This window comes from Chryseobacterium sp. Bi04 (assembly GCF_918698085.1).
In the GTDB taxonomy this organism is placed as follows: domain Bacteria; phylum Bacteroidota; class Bacteroidia; order Flavobacteriales; family Weeksellaceae; genus Chryseobacterium.
The window spans coordinates 112,158-131,043 of the sequence record NZ_CAKKLP010000011.1; the positions used below are offsets into that span (position 1 = coordinate 112,158).

Consider the following 18,886-nt stretch of genomic DNA (forward strand, 5'->3'; position numbering starts at 1 on the left):
GGTTTATTTGCTAAAGTTATTCATTAATTTTTTATTCTCATATTTATCTCTCTCAGTTCTCAGAGAAACTAGCCAATCAAGATACATTTCTTCTGGCATCTGCCTATAGCCTATTTCATATATATGTCCATATTCCTTTGTCATAAACTCCATGAGTTCCTTTGCCTTAGTATCTTGCTGTTGTACAAGCTTTATGTTTTCAGAAGTGTCAGTTTTGAGATTATGCTTATCCATAAGCTTTGTAAACTGCTCTTTGTGAGTTTCAGCTTTCAAGATAAGGGCTTTAGCAAAGTTGGGATAAACCTCTAATGCTCTGTTTACAGCTTTTAATACAAATTCTCCATCATTACCAGGAAAATTCCTATTGTAAGCCTGTGCTAAGTCAAACAGACATAAGGCTAAACTTTCCTTATCATTCAAAGCTTTCATAAACACCCCATTTTTAATGGCATCCAAGTGTATATACCCAGAAGCCATAAGCCATGAATCCTGTGGAAACATACCACTGGTAAGCTCTGTATTATACCAGCCATCAGATTTAATTTGATGTTTGATGTACACATGATTAGGAGCTAAAGCTAAATTAGCTGTTTCTCCTAATTCCTCTGCTAATATCTTATACAAGTAAGGCATAGAATTGCAGTTCCCTTTCTTAGTAGCTAATAATTTTGATACAAATAAGTTGGTTATATCATTATGTCCAAATACATCAGTAAAGTCATAATTAAAAGGTTTATACTGTATTACAGTATCTTTTATAGCAATAGGTAGAGTCTGGCACATAATAGAATATACTGCTGCATATTTACTTACCCTGTCTTTATCAGACTGTTTGTAGGTTAAGTTTCTATTGATTACAATAGCTTTAGCAAACTTTGTTAAAAACCTGATTTCATTATTAAGCTGTACAGTGTCTAACTTTCCTTGTAAATAAGCATTCTCCACACTGAATACAGCATCCTTAAAACTATATTTCTGTTTATTATTCAGCATGTTATCAATAGTCTGATAAGCATCATTATAAAACTGATTGTTTTGAGCTTTAACTATTCCTGAACTCAGCCATACAAACAGCAAAGATAAAAGGGCTAAGTTTCTATAGGGTAAATATCTTTTCATTATTTTATTATAAATGTTTTGGGTCTATAGGGAAATACTGGGCTTTCTCTTTAGACTGCTGAGATTCTTTTTTCTTCTGTTCCTGTGCTTTTCTTAAAGTTTCCTGTTGTTTCTGCCTTTGCTTCTCTGCATTAATCTGTCTCATTCTTTCAGCAATAGCTTCACTTTTCTGTCTATTGGCTTCACCCTTCATATTTCCTAACCACTCTTCATAAGCCCCCTCTGGCATGGTTACATAACCAAGATTATCAATATTGTTAAACTGAGCTTTTGTTTCCTGCAATAGAGCTAATGCTCTAGGATAGAACCTTATGTTTTGTAATTCCTCAGGGTTTTCAAGGTCTTTAATACCTAACTGCCCTGCTACATAACCTAACTTAGCCTGTTGGTAGGTAGATTTAAGTAGGTTGGCATAAATGTTATTAGGTGAGTATTCCAGAGCTTTGTCTAAAGTTTTCCCTACAAACTCATCCAGTCCATACTTATGAGCATAGCCATTAGCTAGATCAGCATATAGCTGTCCCATAAGTTCCTTTTTACTCAAACTGCTCATATAAATATCATTCTGCAAAGCTTCTGATTTGATATAGCCAGATTCAAGGATAATTGAACTTGTTGTAAATATTCCATTGGTAAGCTCTGCATTCTGCCATTCTCCCTCTTCATCCTTAAACTTAATATAAGTGTGATTTGGGGCAAAGGCTAGATGAGCTTCTGCATTCATTTCCTCTGCTAACATTAGATAATACAAAGGCATGGAATGGCATTGACCAGAGCCTGTTTTAAGGAGTTTGGAAACAAACATCTTGCTCCAATCCTTTGCACCCATATAATCCTCAAAATCATATTTGATGGCTTTATGGTGAACTCCTCCCAGCTTCATACCTTTTGAGAGGTATTCAAATATCATTAGGTTTTTATCTGTATTATTTTCAGTGTCCTGCTTCCTCTCTTTCATTTTCTGTAAGAGTTGTTTTGCTGTTTTCTGAATATCAGATTTAAACTGATTATAATTTTGTTTGTCTCCATAGTAAGCATTCTCCACAATGAAATTAGCTTCACTTACAGAGAAGTTATCACTATCAAGTCCAGAAAGTTTATTAAAGGCATCATAGTAGGATTGTGTTCCTGTCTTTCCTGATAATGTAGGTAGGTCATAATAAGAATCCTCTAAAGCTTGTTGCCTGTTGTAGTTTTCCTGTTTATTTCTAAGTTCTTGCTCCTGAGCTACTTTCCTGAAGTCTTCTTCCATCATTCTCGCATTCTGCTGTTGAATCTGTGAACTCCTTTGATTGTATAAACCACCATGAGGAACAGATGGAACATTAGACCTAGCTGGACTTCCATAATTCTGATTAGAATAATTATGAAAACTACTGGCATTAGGTCTTGATGTAGTAGGTAGATTAGGAATTTGTCCCAATCCACATATACTGATACACAACAAAGGCAAAGTCTGTAGCTTTTTCATCATATAGAATATTAATATTTCTGTGTTTTAGTCATGTTGCAAGTTAAGAAAATTCTCTAATACAAGATAAATTAGTTATCATTTATGATTATTGAAATTTGATTACTGGATTTCATGTTGTTTTTAGGTTTCTAAGACAAAGCTATATCATAATTGCGCCAAAACTTGACGCATTAAATTTTGGTTATAAGAAATTAAAACCACCCCACAAGTGTAGGGTGGCAGTAACTAACTCAAAAACCAATGATAATTAGAATTATCACTGAGTGTTTTCTGAACCCCTTTAGTAAATTCAAAGGCATTCAAATTCCTGTCTAGGAAAGTATCTATATAACTACTCTTATTAGCTTGTGTAAAGAGATTATATACATTCCATAGATTAATATCTCCATTATCAGCCTTACAAAAACTCTCATCTTCGTAGTAGTCTTTAGCTATTGTATTTAACTGGCTATCATTGAAAGTTAATTGAGGGATATTTAATCTCTGTTTTTCAGTTTTAGATATATGTTGATATAGCCTAGTTCTTCCCAATAATTGAGCAAACTGATGCTCAGTTAAGTAATGGTCTGAAAATTCTTTCATTTCCAATAGATGTTGCTGTGCATTGTATTCTGTTAAAGTGTTCATTATTTTACTCTGCAACTCTTGGTATGAGCTTACTCTCATATCATCTACAAAGCCATCACTCCAAACACATAAGTTGCAACATACTTTGTTCTGGAAGCCAATGAAGAACTTAAATTTTTCAAAAGTCTTTTTATTGTATAAATTCTCCTGATTATAGGCTCTAACTCCACCAACTGTTAATGATAGTTCATTACCATTAATAGAATCAGTTATACCAGGAATCCTAATAATAAATGCCATCCTTTCAAAATACTGTGTTCTTTCCTGATCTAATAAATCTTTTGCATTCTTGTAAATGGCATCAGGAGTTCTGCCTTTAATTTGGTGTGAAACTCTTATTTCAGGCTGCATAAAAGATTGATGAGAAAACACCTTACTAATACAGTCCTGTGTAATATCTATAAATTCCTGATGAGCAATGGTTTTTTCATTGTCCTTAGAGAATACAGGAATTATACAGTCATTTTTTAGATGGTAAAGATTGACTTCTTGTGTATTTGCTTCAATGAAAGGCTTGTCTTCATATGGTTTCTCTTCTATTGGTTTATTTTCCTGGTGAACTTCATTACTTTGAAGAGAACTATCAAACTCTTGCCAGACTTTATCTTGTTCTAATTCAGTTGAAACAGCACCAGGAATAAAATAATCCTGATTTGAATGATGGGCTGTGTCATTATTCATTCTGCTTTCATACAAAGAAATTTCTTTGATATTCTGTGCTGGTCTAAGTTCAAATGCTTCTTCTAATGTAGCTGGTCTGATTTTGTTAATGGTGTCCATTGGTTGAAAAGTTTTGAGGGTTGGATAATTTGATTAAGAATGATTTTCTGGCTTCATATTGAGGTCTTAATTCTTCCTGGTACTCAGGATATTGTTTGTAGATGGCTAAAAGCTCTGCAATGGTATTACTGGTTTTAATCTTAGTTAAAATATCATCTTTAGATAAGTAATTTATACCAGGATCAAAAGTAATAGGTGTGATAGAGCTTTGAGAGCTGACAGGAGAATCAATATCAGTTGAAATAGTTGCAGTTTCTGCAATTCCAGAATTACACCAGTTCAATATTAATTTACCTGTGTCAGAAGTAATAATAAATTCAGGTTTATTCATAAATAAGCCTGTTCTGTCTTTACTTGCCTTGGCTAAATGGTTTTCATTCACCAGTTCAAAATTGATGGTTAATTCATACTCAAAACCATCTCTGGTAATCTCTTTTGTTCCATGCTTTACTACTTGGGCTTTACCATTGCTTCCAACATCCAAAGAATAATCTATTTTTCTCCTGGTGGTTGTAATAATGTGACAACTTGATTGCAGGATTTTATTGATAAATGCCTGATGCCTTGGTGTGACAGTAGCCCAGTCTTGGAATCTACCTCCTAGTTTCTCATGAATATCAAGACATCCACCAGTACCATTCCATTCATGACTTACTGAATCAATGACTATTACTTCAATTCCTGATTTCTCACACAATTCAATAGCCTGAATATATCTTTCAGGACTGTATGGAGCTTGTAAGTCCAGTACATTATAGTTTCCCAGGTCTGAATACAAAGAAGCAGAAGAGTTTTCTGTATCTATAACAGCTATTTTGCTCCAATCCTGTGTCATACCATAGGCTAATAATAAGGCTGATTTGGTCTTTCCAAAGCCTGATGCTCCTGATAGTCCTAATCTGAGCTTTACTTGTTGTCTTTGTGATTGTTTTAATTGCATTGTAAAATGTATTTAATTGATTAGTATTTATGGTGGTAAATGTGATTCTAACTTAATTTTTATTTTATTGATTAGTTAGTAGAGTAAATCAGAGGTATATCCACTGGTTAACTACTTGTTGTAAGTTTTTTGAGAAATTTATAGACAGGCAACGGGTATCCCTTTGGAGGAAATCCCTCAATAAAAGAGAACCTTAAAACTATTTATTGTATATTAATAATAAAGTTGGAGGATTTCAGGTAATGAAAAAGGCTACCCAAAGGCAGCCTTAAATGTGATAGAAAAATTAATAGATTAAGAAGGGTTTTTAAAGACAGGTCCTAGGTATTTTTCCAAGTCTTTTATTACAATTTGTATCTCTTCTCTTCCTTTAAATATTTCAGGAATTAGTCCAATTATCTTTTCTGAATGAGGAGTATAATAAGTTATTTGTTGAGGTCTTTTACCTATTACACTTTTCTTTACTTCAGTACTTATAATACCTAATTCAACAAATCTGTTGATAATCTTGGTAGCTCTGTCTCTTTTTATTCCAGTTTCTTTGAAGATAACTTCTCTTGACCAATAGAATGGTTTATAACCAAATGCTTTGAACTTAATTAATATTCCCTCAAATAGTACTCTTTCATCACAGGCAAAGAAGTCACTATTATACTTGATAAAGGTTGTAAATCTTGTACCAAATAAAGTATCATAGTCAATAGCAGTAAACTCTAAAGAACTGTATTCTTCAACCTGGTCAAAATTAACTAGACATTTAGACTGAGGTGTTGGGAAAAGATTATCATAAGGATCAGTCACATGCATATTTCTAATTTTATCTACTTCAAAAAGGATGTATTTTTTGCTACCTCCAGTAGCGAAATTCTCATCATAAGTCTTATTAAAATCATACAGCTCAATCTCTTTTATATCAGGTTCAAAATATAGTTCTTCTTCCTCTTCTTCAAAGCTATCATTTATATGTTCACTCTTTACATTAATAGCTTCAGTTTTAAAATTAACATCTTCAGATAAAGCAGCTATCTGCCCAATCTCTCCTGGGCTTTTGATTAAACTTGCTTTATCAAACATCTTTGCACGTAAAGCAATTTCAGGGTCTTCAATACAATCATATTCACTAATTGTGAAAAAATTTTTCATTTTATTAAATTTAAAAATTAAAAGATTTGTGAAATCACATGATTTCAGCGATGATAAAAAATTTGATTGTGGTTTGTTAGTAAGTATAGATTAGGTAATCTATAAAGAAAACTCAGGTGTATTCAGTTTAGAGGTGTTAGGATTTCCTACAACTGATGTCCTACAAAGATAAACCTTTTTAGGGAAATATCCAATCAATATTGCTTTAATTTCTCTTGAAGAATTCTAATATGGTCACTAACTTTACTATCCATAACTTTAGCATAATGTTCCTGTGTCATAGTGATTTTAGAGTGTCCTAATAGCTCTGAGACAATTTCAATAGGAATATCATTATACAGTAAAATAGTGGTAGCAAAGGTCTTTCTGGCTATGTGATGAGTTAGTGTTTTATTAATGTTGGTTATCTCTGCAATCTCTTTTAAATATGAATTGAATCTTTGATTAGAAATAACAGGTAACAGTTTTTCTTGATCCTGGTACTTATCAAGTATAGTAATAGCCTTTGATAATAGGGGAACAGAGAACTTTCTTTGTGTTTTCTGCCTGTTCATCTCTATCCAAAGACTATCAAACTTCTTGATAATGTTTTCTTTTCTAAGATTAGCCATTTCCTGAAATGCTAACCCTGTATAACAACAGAAAATAAACATATCTGCAACTTGTTGAAGTCTGTCAGAAGCAAATTTATGATTTTCAATAGTATTCAGTTCTTCCATAGTCAGGTAAATAATCTCTTTTTTTGGCTCTTTTGTTCTATATAGAAGAAAAGGGTCTTTCACTAAATAATCCATTGCTACTGCTACTCTAATAACCTTTCTGAATCTTCCTATGCTCCTGTAAGTAGTTGTAGGTTTAAACTTCTTTTCAACTTTCAGGTAGTATTCAAAGTCTGTAATAAAGCTGAATTGTATCTCTTTTAGCTTCATATCCTTTCTCTTGAATTTAAACCAAAGAAAGTCCTTAATATGGTTATGGGTATTGTGATACCTTTCCCAACTGTTAATAGAGCCTTCAATGCCTACTAAGCTTTTCATCTTATTGTTATGGTAGTTGAATACATCCATTAATGTCTTTATCTTCATTCTGGGTTTCACCTTTATACTGCTTATAGATTTTCTCTGTGTCAAAGTCAGTCTTTTGAAGTTGTAGAAACAAAAAAGCCTGATTAATTTCATTCTTAATCAGACTTAGTTGAGAGTTGATGAACTTATTATGTTCATTAGGTGGGTGTGCTTTCTGTTTAGTGTTCTGCCAATGTGATGGATTAATAAATAGTCCTATAGCAAACTGTTTTCTTTCATCCTGGTATGTTATTCTGCAAAATAAAGGTGCTAAACCAACTTTATTAATTCTGCTTTTAGATATAACAAATAAGATGTTTAACTTGTTTATCTCCATTACTTTTGTGGTTTTTAACTTGTTGATTATTATTGTTTTAATATGCAACCTCAAGAAATAAATTGCAACCTTTTACGCAACCTGTAAAGAGGTTTTGTTGGATTAATGAGAATATGATAGAAAATAGTACTTAAGAGTACAAAAAAGTATAACTACTTAAAAGTAATACGGTTATAAAATAAAAAAGTCCTAAACATATAGCTTAAGACTCTTCTTTGCAGAAAGGAAGGGATTCGAACCCTCGATACAGTTACCCGTATACTACCTTTCCAGGGTAGCTCCTTCAACCACTCGGACACCTTTCTTTTTGAGATTGCAAAAATAGGGTATTTTCTGGAATATCCAAATTATTATTGCAATTTAATCGGTAATTTCTCCACAAAGGCTTTTTGTAAAGTTATCGGCAAAGCTTCCGGAATAGTTGGGATTGTCAATTAAGTGCATGGCTTTGGTTATAGCGGTTTCAGCAGTCATATCCCTGCCGCTGATAGCTCCTATTCTTGAGAAAATGTTACTGTTCTCATACTTTCCAAAGGAGATACCTCCTGAAATGCACTGACTTACCACCACGATTTCCGTTCCGTTATTTCTGATTTCCTGAAGTGTTTCCTGGGTTTTTTCACTGCTGAATATAGTGCCGGAACCAAAAACCTGCAGAATAAGCACTTTCATTTTGGGTATTTCTCTGAAGTGACTCAGCTGCATTCCCGGAAAAATTCTCCAGAATAAAATATCTTCTGAAATATGTTCATCAACATGAAATTCTACCGTGGGATCACAGCGGAAAAGGTTGTCCTTAATAATATTCAAATGGACTCCCGATTGCCCTAAAATAGGATAGTTCGGGCTTGCATAAGCATCAAAATACTCTGCGGAATATTTCAATGTTCTGTTTCCTCTCAATAATTTATATTCAAAATAAACCGCCACTTCCTGAATAACAGCTTCGTCTCTTTCATATAAGCTGGCGTAGTAAAGACTTGTCAAAAGATTTTCCTTGGCATCCGTTCTCAGGTCACCTATAGGCAGCTGAGATCCTGTCATGATCACTGGCTTTTTTAATCCTTTTAGCATAAAGCTTAATGCCGATGCAGTATAAGACATGGTATCCGTTCCGTGCAGGATCAGAAAACCGTCAAAATCATTATAGTTTTTAAGGATGTAATTGGCAATAACTTTCCATTCCTCGGGTCCCATATCTGAAGAATCCAGCGGTTTGGCGAAAGGATGAACAAAAACCTCACATTCCATGAGCTTCATTTCAGGCATCTTTTCAAATATATTTCCAAAATCAAAGGCGCGGAGACTACCGGTTTCATAATCTTTTTCCATACCAATGGTTCCCCCGGTATAGATGAGCAGGACTTTTCGCTTCATGTACTATTTTAATTAAGAATTTGAGACAGGTTAAGGTTCATAGCCCAAAATTACGTTAATTTGCAAAGATTTGAAAATGGATGAAAGATTTAGCAGAAACTTTTGAGTATTTAAAACAATTTTTAACAGATGAAAGACTGGCAAAAATTGAACATTTCTCCCACGAAAGTTCAGATTTTGTGCTTCCTGTGATGGATGACGTATATCAGTTCAGAAATGCAGCCGCCATTATAAGGTCTGTAGAAGCATGTGCTTTTCATAAAGTGGTTGCTATGGAGGAGGAGAACGTTTTTAATCCTAACCTTACCGTAACCAAAGGCGCTGAAACCTGGGTAGAGGTAGAAAAAGTACCCAAAAATATTGCTTCCTTACAGAATATTAAAGACAGAGGATATAAAATACTGGCTGTATCTCTGGAAAAAAATGCAGTGATGCTTCCTGATTATCAAATTACGGAACCTATTGCACTGGTTTTTGGAACAGAATTGAAAGGGGTTTCTAAGGAAGTCATAGATTTTGCAGATGAAACACTGGCTATTCCGATGTACGGGCTTACCAAAAGCTTCAATGTTTCTGTAGCAGCAGGAATCTGTATGTATGAACTGAAACAGAAACTGATGAGATCAGGGATCGATTATAAACTGAATGACCAGAAGCGTTTGGAAATGAAACTTCGATGGGCTGTGAACTCTATAAAGAGCGGGAAAGAAATTCTGGCAAAGTACCGTAAAGACCATAATTTGGAATAAATACAATGAAAAAATATACCAAATACCTATTCTTTTTTTCGCTTTTTATGTCTCTTACGAGTCTTGCTATTAAAGAAAAGGGTTATAATGAAATATATCCTTTTGCAAGCTGGAAACTATTTACAGTGCCCAGTGGGGGAGAAGCTTCAGGAGAAAGATATAAACTGTATGGAATCACTCATGGTGATACGATAAGGATTTTAAATACCCCTGTTAAAAGCTATGAAGCTAACGATGAGGAGTTTATTGTCAATGCCTATGGAGGAAAGATTGACCATAATGAAGATAAAGAATTGAACAGGAAGAAGCTTCTAATCTTTGCCAGGGATACAAGACCCGAATTTCAGGAGTATCTTTTGTATAAAGAGATGTACAGTCCCCGTGAGATAGGTGAAAAAAAGATGAAAATTGATAAAAAAATTATTACTAAACTTTAATGAACTACCCTCAGCTTACCGTATTTAATTATAAAACGGTTTATTACGTATTAAGAGTATTCAGCCTATACTGGCTGGCTGTTCAATTTCTAAAGTTTATTGAATTGGGAAATAGACCAAAAGAAATTTATGATCCTGTTTTTGGATTTGAAAAAATCATATTTCCTGAATTTCCCGGGATATTTATGGTTACCGGGCTTATTGTTGCCTGTGGAATATGTGTAGTAGCGTCTGTTTTTAAGCCATCTTACTGGTTTAATGTCATAATCTTTTTATTAATGGCAGTTATAAACCTTCCATTATCCGCTAATTTCGGGGTTCACCATGATAATCATGTGATCATTCTGGTTTATTTTCTCAGTATTTTTTTACTGCCCAAAAATCTTGAAAATAAAGATTATAAGCTTGTACAGTATTTTTATCTGGGTGTTTTAATGACCTATACGCTTGCTGGGATGGGTAAATTATTAGGAACAGCTAAAAATATCATTAAACATACACCAAAACTTACATGGCTGGATAAAAATGCCGCAAAACTCAATACCTATGATAATTACTGGGCAGCCGATATGGCAATCCCTGATTGGATGAAAGAAATGTATGCCTATGAAAACTTTTGGGTAATATTAACGGTTTTGGGAATTGGTCTTCAGTTTCTTTGCTTTTTAGGAGCTTTTAACAGGAAATTGCTTACATTTTTTATGCTGTTTCTCTATATATTCCATACATACACGGCAAAGTTTGTACTGGCCGATTTTGAGAATACCAATTATTTACTGCTTGTTATTTTCTTTCCATATCATATGCTGCTTCCTCTTTTCAAACGGAGTGAAGCTAAATTACTGAATACTTAAATCATTTTATTATAATTCCAGGCTGCAACAAATACTCCTGCAGTTTCTGTTCTCAGTCTTTGATTCCCCAGGGATACAGCTTTTATGCTGTTTTCAGATAAGTATCCGATTTCTCTTTCAGAAAAATCACCTTCCGGACCTATCAGAAAAGTATAATGGTCTGATGACGGGATATTGGTGAGATCAATTCTTTCCAGGTTTTCATGGCAGTGTGCCACAAAAGTATGCTGAGGATCCATGTTTTTTAGAAAATCAGATAGCCTGATAGAATCATTAATAACAGGAAAATGAAATCTTAGACTTTGTTTTGACGCGGCAATACTCTGTTTTCTGATTTTATCAATGTTGATGTTTTTACGTTCTGTTTTTTCTGTAATGATGATACTGATCTCTGAAATTCCCATTTCTACAGCTTTTTCTACAAAAAACTCTATCCTATCAATATTTTTTGTCGGTGCAATAGCAATATGAAGCTTTGGATTGAAATCAGCCAGGTGTTCTTTGATTTCCACTACCTCAATACCTGCTCTTTTACCTTCTATGATAAGTTTCCCAGAAGCTAAACGCCCTTTTCCATCAGTTACATGAATATCTTCACCCGCTCTCATGCGGAGAACTTTTACAATATGCTGTTGTTCCTCGTCGTTGATGATGACTTTTGTACCTTCTATTTCTCCGTAAAATAGTTTCATATATCCTGCGTTAAGAATGCAACTCCTGTTTTTATTGTGGTGTAAATGTCCGTATCACAGTCACGGTAAGTACAGATGAAAATTTCTTCCTTCCAACTGTTGTTGATGAAAATCAAATTCAGGTATTCCTGTTTTCTTAAATTATTTTTAATAGATAGATAATCCCCTTCTTTTGGAGTATACGGAAAGCTGAAAAGATGCTCTGAATTTATTTTTTCTATAATTTCCTCTTTTACATCCTGAATGTATCCTTTTTCAGAACTTGAGGGAAGATAGTCTAAAGAATTTCCCGGATCATCATTTTTTCCCGTAATGGTTTCCAGTACCCAATAATATTTTGAGTTCTTTTTAGAATGGGTTCCCAGTACTTTTTCTTCTAAGAGTATTTTCATAAATCATATTTTGCTGTTGCAGAAGTTCTGAGATCTGTAAACTCACCTTTGTCGAACTTCAATTTTGCTACCATAGCAATCATGGCTGCATTGTCTGTTGTATATTCAAATTTTGGAATGTAAATATTCCATCCCAATCTATCCTTATTGTCTTCCATTGCTTTGCGTAATGCAGAATTGGCAGAAACACCGCCTGCAATAGCAACTTCTTTGATGTTGAGGTCTTTTGCTGCTTTTTCAAGCTTATTCATTAAAATCTCAATGATGGATCTTTGTACTGAGGCACAAAGGTCATTAAGGTTTTCTTTAATGAAATCCGGATTTTTACGGACCTCTTTCTGGATGAAATATAATACCGATGTTTTAATACCGCTGAAAGAATAATTATATTCCTCTAGCTTTGGTTTATTAAATGTAAAAGCATGAGGATTTCCCTCTTTGGCAAGTCGGTCAATAATAGGACCGGCAGGATAATCAAGGTCGAAAATCTTTCCTATTTTATCAAATGCTTCTCCTGCAGCATCATCAATTGTTTTCCCGATAATTTCCATTTCAAAATAATCTTTTACCAGTACAATCATGGTATGACCACCACTTACGGTAAGACACAGAAAAGGAAAGGCTGGCGGCATAGGATTTGCATCCTCAATAAAATGGGCTAAAATGTGGGCTTGGAGGTGGTTTACTTCTATTAACGGGACATTGAGGCTCATTGCCAAAGATTTAGCAAATGATGTTCCTACAAGAAGTGATCCTAAAAGTCCGGGACCACGTGTAAATCCTATAGCTGAAATTGCATTTTGTTGTATATTTGCTTTAGTAAAAGATTTTTCAACAACGGGGATAATATTTTGCTGATGGGCTCGTGAAGCTAATTCAGGAACTACACCACCATATTCTTTATGGATGGCCTGGCTTGCGGCAATGTTTGAAAGAATAGAATTCCCCTTGATGATAGCTGCTGAGGTGTCGTCGCAAGACGATTCAATACCTAAAATTATAGAGTCGCTCATAATAATGGCAAAGTTAGAGAATAATAACGAGAATGAGAATAAAAAATCTGTAGCTGAAAACCTAGGGGATCAGGTACAGAAAACTGTTGAGAATGTTGAGGACAAGGTTCGAGAAACAGTAAAAGAAGCCTCTGAACTTGCTTCAGATGCTATTCATCATCCTGTGGAAACCGCTGAAGAATTCGGTAAGCAGGCAATGAAAGATGTGACCAGCTATTCATGGTGGGCAAAGCTTCTTTTGATTCTTTTCTGGCTGGGAATTGTTGTTGTGGGTGGAATACTGGTAGCAATTAATCTTCCGGTCACCAAACAATGGGCAGCAGATCAGGCATTAAAGCTTGTTAATAATGATTTTAAATCCGGCTTTTCCACAGAAAGTGTGGATGTCAATTACTTTGGGGATGTAACCATCAAAGGATTAAAAGTAAGAGACTATAAAGGCTTAAATTTTATTACGGCACGTGAATTTCGCGCCGATTCAGACTGGATATCTCTTGCTGCCAATGCTATTTCAGGAAAAAGCAATTCTTTAAGTTTCAATTCTCTGACACTTGTAAATGCAGATATAAAAGTAATTACCTATAAAGGAGACAGTATTTCCAATTTTATAAGATTTACAGAGCTTTTTGATGATGGAAAGAAAAGGGATCCTAAAAAAAAACCTTTTGAGCTGAATTCAAGAATACAGATCATTGATTCTAAGGTTTCCATTGTTAATAAGAATTCTCCGGGAGAACAGGGAAAGTGGCTTACTGCTACAAAATTCAATTTAAAAGCACCGAACCTTAAAGTTAATGGCCCTAATGTATCTGCACTGATCAACAATATGTCATTTGTCACCTCAAGATGGGGAAAATCACATATTGTAGATACTTTTTCAACGGAACTTTCTTTAACCCACCAGTTTTTATCATTAAAAGATTTAACATTAAATACAGATCATACCTTACTTCAGGGCGATATCAAATTTAACCTTCATGATGGTTCATGGTCTGATTTTGCTGATAGGGTTAGATGGGATATGAATATTAAGCAGGGAAGCCAGGTAAGCGGATATGACATCAGTTATTTTGTGACCAACTGGGATAACAGTAAGCCATTCAATATTGCCGGAAAAATGACAGGGCCTTTAAATAAGTTTCATCTTGAAAACTTTCTGATCAGGAATCCAGATGTCAATATTGCCACCCAAACTATGAAAGTTGATAATTTGCTGAAAGGAAATTTCGCTATTGAAACAAAAAACCTTGCTGCAGATTTTACCTATAAGGATTTAAAAGCGATGATGCCTTCATTTATATCTAAAAAAATGAAGAATTTTGCTGATGATTTCGGTAAACTGAAGTATAATGGAACGGCAAAAGTAACTCCGGAGCAGGTATATGTGGAAAATGGTAATTTACTGACAGGAATTGGACAGGCTAAAATATCCAAATTATCACTTACAGCGTATAGCAGTGCGATGCCTAAATATTCAGGGTATCTTGAAGTGAAAGACCTCAATACCTCTGTTATTACTAAGAATAAAACGGTGGGGCTGATTTCTGGTAAATTTGATCTTAACGGACAAAGTTTCGATGTCAATACCATGCGTCTTACTACTAAATCTCAGATCGCCAGTATTGAGATAATGGATAAGGTAATCAGTAATCTCTACCTGGACGGGCTATTGGATCATAAAAAATATAACGGGCTTATTACCGTAAATGACGATCAGGCTAAGGCAACAATTAAGGGACTTATCGACTTCAGCACTTCTAAAGTGGCCATGGATGTCAATGCAGATGTTGGTTATCTGAATATGAATTATTTTACCAACAAGCCGGGAAGCCAGGTTGTAAGCGGGAAAGTAGATGGTAAAATGTCTATGTCGTCTATTAATGATCTCACCCTGGATGTTAATGCCAATGATCTTCAATTTGCTACTGCAACCCAAAAATATACCATCCCCAATGCCAAAGTAAAAACATTTGTTGATGGAGGTGGCCGAGTAATTGATGTAGATGCCCCGGGCGCTGCCACAGGAAAAATATCAGGAAGATACAGTCTTGCTGATCTCGCCGGCATGGTAGAAAATGGAGTAGGCAAAATACTGGTAGGCCCGCCACCAAGAAAGCTGTACCGTGGGCAGAATTTTGCACTGAACTTCGATATACAGCAAGGATTGATTAATTATTTTCTGCCGGATCTGAAACTTCCTCAGGGAGCGAAAGTAGAAGGAGAATATGATGGCAATTCCAATAATTTAATTTTAAACCTGGATGCTTCTTCTTTGAAATACATCATGACAAAAGAAGATGAAATTACCGATGCAGATAAGGCTTTAGCCGCATCAAACCCTGATTATAAGATTAATGACCGCAAAAATATCAGCAGAGACAGTGCTGTGGTGGATAGTGTTAAAGTAAGAATTAATACGGCTGATCTTAATCAGCAGTTGTATGCAAAAATAAATAGGGTTGTATATAATAAAAATGTCATTAAAGACTTTGAGCTTAAAGGCAACAATGAAAACAGTAATACCCTGCATTTATCAACGGTATTTAAACATGGCAGTCCTGAAGATGAAATTGAAGATAAACTTAAGGAATATGCAATTAACGTTGACCAGTCTACCGATGCTGCCGGAGACTATGTTTTCAGATTTGAGCCTACTGAAGTTAAATTCAATGAAGTTACCTGGGCAATAGATACCAGCCCGGAACTTAATCATTCTATAACCTATAGAAAGAAAACCGGGGATTTTGATATCCGAAATCTGAGAGTATACTCTGATAAAAGTGCTTTATTTATTAAAGAAGCGCAGTTTAAATCAGCTAAAGATTTTTACGTGGATGCTGACATCAATGATTTTGCCATAGAAAAACTTCTGGATATGCAGTCCGGAGGAAATGGTATGGATATAAAAGGCCTTGCTAATGGAAGTGTAAAGATCAAAATGGATAAAAGTACACTACAGCCTTTGGTGGATCTTAATATTGATGATATTAAAATGAATGGCAATGATATGGGAGATATTTCCATTTCTGCCACCAACGGTTTCTCGCTGAATGTTTATGATATTGATGTAAAAGTAAATTCAGCAGGAGTGCTTGGAAACAACAGTCTGAATCTGACAGGTACGGTTAATAACAATACTGCTTCACCGGTTATTGACCTGACAGCAGAAATGCGGGATTTTGATCTTTCATTTACGCAGCAGTTTGTCCATACTGTTTTTGGAAATTTAAGAGGAAAGGCGACAGGAGATCTTAAAATTAACGGTAAGCTTAATAATCTTGATTACAGTGGGGATATTGCTTTAAAAGACTTTGGGCTGAAATTATTGTTCACGGGAGTAGATTATTCATTTGATGATACTGTGATTCAGCTGACCAAAGGGCTTGCGATACTTAACAATATTGAGGTGCATGATGGCAGATCGAATTCTAAAGGAAATATTTCCGGAGCGATTCAGTTTGAAACTATTTCTTCAATGGGGGTCAACCTGGTAATGAGGGCAGATAATCTACTGGTTCTGAACAGTACACAGAAGGATTCTGACCTGTTCTGGGGAAGAGTTTACGGTCAGGGGGATCTTTATGTGGACGGACCTGTTTCCGGATTGAGCATTACAACCCCTAATATGAAGGCACTTAACGGAAGTACCTTTACCTTTAACTCCAGCTCTACATCCAATGTAGAAGAGTTTAAAATGCTGAGGTTCCTGAAAGAAGGAAAAGACGGACTGATTACGTTGGAAGAAAAGAAAAAGACCGGTGCCAATATGTATATCGATTTTAACCTGGCTATAGATAAAGGAACCACCGTAAATGTACTTATTGGTGATGATGTAGGAAATATTACCGTAAAAGGAATTGCTGATCCGTTAAAGTTCCAGATGAACAGACAAGGAAATATAGCGATGAACGGAACCTATAAAGTAGATAATGGAACTTTTGTTTCGAAAGCTATTCTTAATAAAACGTTCCAGATTGAAAAGAACAGCAGTATCAGGTGGGATGGTGATGCTATGAAACCTTCCCTTGATATTACCGCCAATTATATGAGGATGGTTTCTAATGCGGGGGAATATCTTAGTCTTGGAAAACTTCAGCCTATCAGTATTTTGCTGCAGGCCAATATCAGCAGGTCTCTGATAGATCCTAAAGTAGATCTTGATGTGACTGCTATGGATGTTTCCAGCCAGGTAAGGGAAACGCTAGCCGCAAAAATGAGCCAGGAAGGAGAGAAGGTTCTTCAGTTTGGTTCAGTATTGCTGTTGAGTACCTTTAATGTATCCAATACAGGAGGTGTGGACGTTAATGTTGGAGATGTAGCGGAATCATCCGGATATAATATGCTTCTTAAGCAGCTGGGATCTGTTCTGAACACAATGAGTAACGAATTCCAGATTGACCTGAACTACGTAAAAGGAGATCAGAATGCCAACATTGGAGATAGAGCCAACGCCGGAGTAAGTGTAGCCCTTTCACCAAGGATCAATGTAAAAACAGGTTTGGGTATTCCGTTAACAAAAACTGAGGGAACACAGACGAATTATCTCTCAGGAGAGGGATCTGTAGAGTATGATCTTTCTAAAAAAAATGACGGTACTCTGGTCCTGAGAGGATATTCAAAACCTACCAATATTGGTATGGTAAGTACCAACGGTTCTGCTAATCAAGCCTATGGAATGGGAGTTGTATGGAGCAAAAGCTTTAATTCTTTGTTCAAAAAGAAGAAAAAAGATAAAAAATCTACTGAGGCTAAAAGTGAAATAAAAACAGATTCTATAAAATCAGCAGGGAAATAATCTGAATATTTTAATGATTTTTATCATCCGTGTTAATTATTGTTAATGTTTGATATAATTTTTTTAGTTAAATTATTTTTTATAAATTTGCAAAAAATACATAGATTTTTTAAAGAAATTGTAATTTAACTAATATGAACTATCAACTGGACGAAATAGACAAGAAGATTCTTGATTTCTTAGTAGAAAACACAAGAATGCCTTTTACAGAAATTGCAAAGCAGATGGACGTTTCTGCTGGAACAATTCACGTAAGAGTGAAAAAGATGGAAGATGCAGGTATTATTTTGGGATCATCTCTTAATATTGATTATGGTAAACTAGATTATCATTTCACCGCTTTCATCGGAATACTTTTGACAAAATCAAACCGTACTCAGGAAGTATTGAAAGAACTGTCAATTATTCCTAACGTAATTGAAGCTAGCGTTATTTCAGGAAAATATAATATTTTCTGTAAAGTAAGAGCTAAGAACACTGAAGATGCAAAAAGAATTATCTATCAGATAGATGATATTCAGGATGTAATGAGAACAGAAAGTATGATCTCTATGGAAGAGTACTTAAGTGACAAAAACAGACTGATCAACGCGATCTCAATCTAATTCAAATTTTAAACGAATTATTATAAAAGAACTTATGAAATCTCTCATAAGTTCTTTATTTTTGTACCATGGAAGAATACAGCTATTTTGATGAAGATCCGAAGAAAGGATGGGGATTTATACTGGCATTTGCTGCCCTGATGTTATTTACGGTTATGGGACTTGGAATTGATGTGGATGAATACTTACAGCATGAATATCTTGAAATTCCAAGATGGTACTTTTACGTTATCTTTTCCATTGATGCGTTGATGATGATTGGTCTCGTGTTGATGTTCTTCTATAGAAAAGTGGGAATCTTTATGTTCCCGGCATTACTGGTATTGCATTTCTTTATGCATAATTATTACCTGTCTACCTTCTTGTATACCGATGTTACCAATCTTTTCCTTTTTACAGGATTTGGAATGTTGGCTATCATCCCGAAATGGAAGTTTTTCAGATAGTAATTGCTTTTTCTAGAATGAGTGAGCGGGATTTATATTCAA

Annotated in this window: 17 protein-coding genes and 1 tRNA gene; 6 read left to right on the forward strand and 12 right to left on the reverse strand. The window is 34.9% G+C overall.

Annotation, left to right across the window (positions count from 1 at the left end; translation table 11 throughout):
• Positions 1–3: 3 nt before the first annotated feature.
• The 9 genes from LQV47_RS16540 to LQV47_RS16580 all read right to left on the reverse strand — a co-directional run bounded on the left by LQV47_RS16540 (position 4) and on the right by LQV47_RS16580 (position 8,861).
• Positions 4–1,119 (reverse strand): hypothetical protein, encoded by a 1,116-nt coding sequence (locus tag LQV47_RS16540; protein WP_230038784.1) that lies wholly within the window; start codon positions 1,117–1,119, stop codon positions 4–6.
• A 7-nt stretch (positions 1,120–1,126) separates the two neighbouring features.
• Positions 1,127–2,593 carry a hypothetical protein gene (locus LQV47_RS16545; RefSeq protein WP_230038786.1) on the reverse strand — a complete coding sequence of 489 codons (1,467 nt, stop codon included), beginning with the start codon at positions 2,591–2,593 and terminating at the stop codon, positions 1,127–1,129.
• Positions 2,594–2,818: 225 nt separating this feature from the next.
• Positions 2,819–4,000, reverse strand: a complete 1,182-nt coding sequence (locus tag LQV47_RS16550) for a DUF3871 family protein (RefSeq protein WP_230038788.1) — start codon at positions 3,998–4,000, stop codon at positions 2,819–2,821.
• Positions 3,987–4,940: an AAA family ATPase gene (locus LQV47_RS16555; protein ID WP_230038790.1), complete on the reverse strand. Its 954-nt coding sequence runs from the start codon at positions 4,938–4,940 to the stop codon at positions 3,987–3,989. The genes LQV47_RS16550 and LQV47_RS16555 overlap by 14 nt, the downstream gene beginning before the upstream one ends.
• 294 nt (positions 4,941–5,234) lie before the next feature.
• Positions 5,235–6,083: a hypothetical protein gene (locus LQV47_RS16560; protein ID WP_230038792.1), complete on the reverse strand. Its 849-nt coding sequence runs from the start codon at positions 6,081–6,083 to the stop codon at positions 5,235–5,237.
• A 194-nt stretch (positions 6,084–6,277) separates the two neighbouring features.
• Positions 6,278–7,168, reverse strand: a complete 891-nt coding sequence (locus LQV47_RS16565) for a site-specific integrase (protein WP_230038794.1) — start codon at positions 7,166–7,168, stop codon at positions 6,278–6,280.
• Positions 7,128–7,484, reverse strand: coding sequence for an Arm DNA-binding domain-containing protein (locus tag LQV47_RS16570; RefSeq protein WP_230038796.1), 357 nt, complete (start codon positions 7,482–7,484; stop codon positions 7,128–7,130). Before LQV47_RS16570 ends, LQV47_RS16565 begins: the two co-directional genes overlap by 41 nt.
• A 218-nt stretch (positions 7,485–7,702) precedes the next feature.
• Positions 7,703–7,789, reverse strand: a tRNA-Ser gene (locus tag LQV47_RS16575).
• A gap of 55 nt (positions 7,790–7,844) precedes the next feature.
• Positions 7,845–8,861: an asparaginase gene (locus LQV47_RS16580; RefSeq protein WP_230038798.1), complete on the reverse strand. Its 1,017-nt coding sequence runs from the start codon at positions 8,859–8,861 to the stop codon at positions 7,845–7,847.
• Between the two features lie 80 nt (positions 8,862–8,941).
• On the opposite strand from LQV47_RS16580, the gene LQV47_RS16585 reads away from it, so the two are divergent.
• The 3 genes from LQV47_RS16585 to LQV47_RS16595 are packed head-to-tail and all read left to right on the forward strand — an operon-like array spanning position 8,942 to position 10,901.
• Complete coding sequence (locus LQV47_RS16585; RefSeq protein WP_230038800.1) at positions 8,942–9,610, forward strand: RNA methyltransferase; 669 nt, start codon at positions 8,942–8,944, stop codon at positions 9,608–9,610.
• Between the two features lie 5 nt (positions 9,611–9,615).
• On the forward strand, positions 9,616–10,047 hold the full coding sequence (locus LQV47_RS16590; RefSeq protein WP_230038802.1) for a hypothetical protein: 432 nt from the start codon (positions 9,616–9,618) through the stop codon (positions 10,045–10,047).
• Positions 10,047–10,901, forward strand: coding sequence for a hypothetical protein (locus LQV47_RS16595; RefSeq protein ID WP_230038804.1), 855 nt, complete (start codon positions 10,047–10,049; stop codon positions 10,899–10,901). The genes LQV47_RS16590 and LQV47_RS16595 overlap by 1 nt, the downstream gene beginning before the upstream one ends.
• Here LQV47_RS16595 and LQV47_RS16600 read toward each other — a convergent pair.
• The 3 genes from LQV47_RS16600 to tsaD are packed head-to-tail and all read right to left on the reverse strand — an operon-like array spanning position 10,898 to position 12,998.
• The gene (locus LQV47_RS16600) at positions 10,898–11,593 is read right to left on the reverse strand and encodes an RsmE family RNA methyltransferase (protein WP_230038805.1); all 696 of its coding nucleotides are present in this window, start codon (positions 11,591–11,593) and stop codon (positions 10,898–10,900) included. The genes LQV47_RS16595 and LQV47_RS16600 overlap by 4 nt on opposite strands.
• The gene (locus LQV47_RS16605; protein WP_230038807.1) at positions 11,590–11,985 is read right to left on the reverse strand and encodes a hypothetical protein; all 396 of its coding nucleotides are present in this window, start codon (positions 11,983–11,985) and stop codon (positions 11,590–11,592) included. Before LQV47_RS16605 ends, LQV47_RS16600 begins: the two co-directional genes overlap by 4 nt.
• Complete coding sequence (tsaD, locus tag LQV47_RS16610) at positions 11,982–12,998, reverse strand: tRNA (adenosine(37)-N6)-threonylcarbamoyltransferase complex transferase subunit TsaD (protein WP_047489148.1); 1,017 nt, start codon at positions 12,996–12,998, stop codon at positions 11,982–11,984. Before tsaD ends, LQV47_RS16605 begins: the two co-directional genes overlap by 4 nt.
• Positions 12,999–13,002: 4 nt before the next feature.
• Between tsaD and LQV47_RS16615 the strand changes: the two genes are divergently transcribed.
• The 3 genes from LQV47_RS16615 (at position 13,003) to LQV47_RS16625 (ending at position 18,844) form a co-directional block, all read left to right on the forward strand.
• Complete coding sequence (locus tag LQV47_RS16615) at positions 13,003–17,793, forward strand: translocation/assembly module TamB (protein ID WP_230038809.1); 4,791 nt, start codon at positions 13,003–13,005, stop codon at positions 17,791–17,793.
• 134 nt (positions 17,794–17,927) lie between these two features.
• A complete protein-coding gene (locus LQV47_RS16620) occupies positions 17,928–18,398 on the forward strand; it encodes an AsnC family transcriptional regulator (protein ID WP_202271032.1) in 471 nt (156 codons plus the stop codon).
• Between the two features lie 68 nt (positions 18,399–18,466).
• Complete coding sequence (locus LQV47_RS16625) at positions 18,467–18,844, forward strand: hypothetical protein (protein WP_230038810.1); 378 nt, start codon at positions 18,467–18,469, stop codon at positions 18,842–18,844.
• Positions 18,845–18,886 lie beyond the last annotated feature (42 nt).

Coding starts and splice junctions, on each gene's coding strand:
- LQV47_RS16540 (WP_230038784.1), bottom strand. CDS start 1,119: ATGAAAAGATATTTACCCTATAGAAACTTAGCCCTTTTATCTTTGCTG.
- LQV47_RS16545 (WP_230038786.1), bottom strand. CDS start 2,593: ATGATGAAAAAGCTACAGACTTTGCCTTTGTTGTGTATCAGTATATGT.
- LQV47_RS16550 (WP_230038788.1), bottom strand. CDS start 4,000: ATGGACACCATTAACAAAATCAGACCAGCTACATTAGAAGAAGCATTT.
- LQV47_RS16555 (WP_230038790.1), bottom strand. CDS start 4,940: ATGCAATTAAAACAATCACAAAGACAACAAGTAAAGCTCAGATTAGGA.
- LQV47_RS16560 (WP_230038792.1), bottom strand. CDS start 6,083: ATGAAAAATTTTTTCACAATTAGTGAATATGATTGTATTGAAGACCCT.
- LQV47_RS16565 (WP_230038794.1), bottom strand. CDS start 7,168: ATGAAGATAAAGACATTAATGGATGTATTCAACTACCATAACAATAAG.
- LQV47_RS16570 (WP_230038796.1), bottom strand. CDS start 7,484: ATGGAGATAAACAAGTTAAACATCTTATTTGTTATATCTAAAAGCAGA.
- LQV47_RS16580 (WP_230038798.1), bottom strand. CDS start 8,861: ATGAAGCGAAAAGTCCTGCTCATCTATACCGGGGGAACCATTGGTATG.
- LQV47_RS16585 (WP_230038800.1), top strand. CDS start 8,942: ATGAAAGATTTAGCAGAAACTTTTGAGTATTTAAAACAATTTTTAACA.
- LQV47_RS16590 (WP_230038802.1), top strand. CDS start 9,616: ATGAAAAAATATACCAAATACCTATTCTTTTTTTCGCTTTTTATGTCT.
- LQV47_RS16595 (WP_230038804.1), top strand. CDS start 10,047: ATGAACTACCCTCAGCTTACCGTATTTAATTATAAAACGGTTTATTAC.
- LQV47_RS16600 (WP_230038805.1), bottom strand. CDS start 11,593: ATGAAACTATTTTACGGAGAAATAGAAGGTACAAAAGTCATCATCAAC.
- LQV47_RS16605 (WP_230038807.1), bottom strand. CDS start 11,985: ATGAAAATACTCTTAGAAGAAAAAGTACTGGGAACCCATTCTAAAAAG.
- tsaD (WP_047489148.1), bottom strand. CDS start 12,998: ATGAGCGACTCTATAATTTTAGGTATTGAATCGTCTTGCGACGACACC.
- LQV47_RS16615 (WP_230038809.1), top strand. CDS start 13,003: ATGGCAAAGTTAGAGAATAATAACGAGAATGAGAATAAAAAATCTGTA.
- LQV47_RS16620 (WP_202271032.1), top strand. CDS start 17,928: ATGAACTATCAACTGGACGAAATAGACAAGAAGATTCTTGATTTCTTA.
- LQV47_RS16625 (WP_230038810.1), top strand. CDS start 18,467: ATGGAAGAATACAGCTATTTTGATGAAGATCCGAAGAAAGGATGGGGA.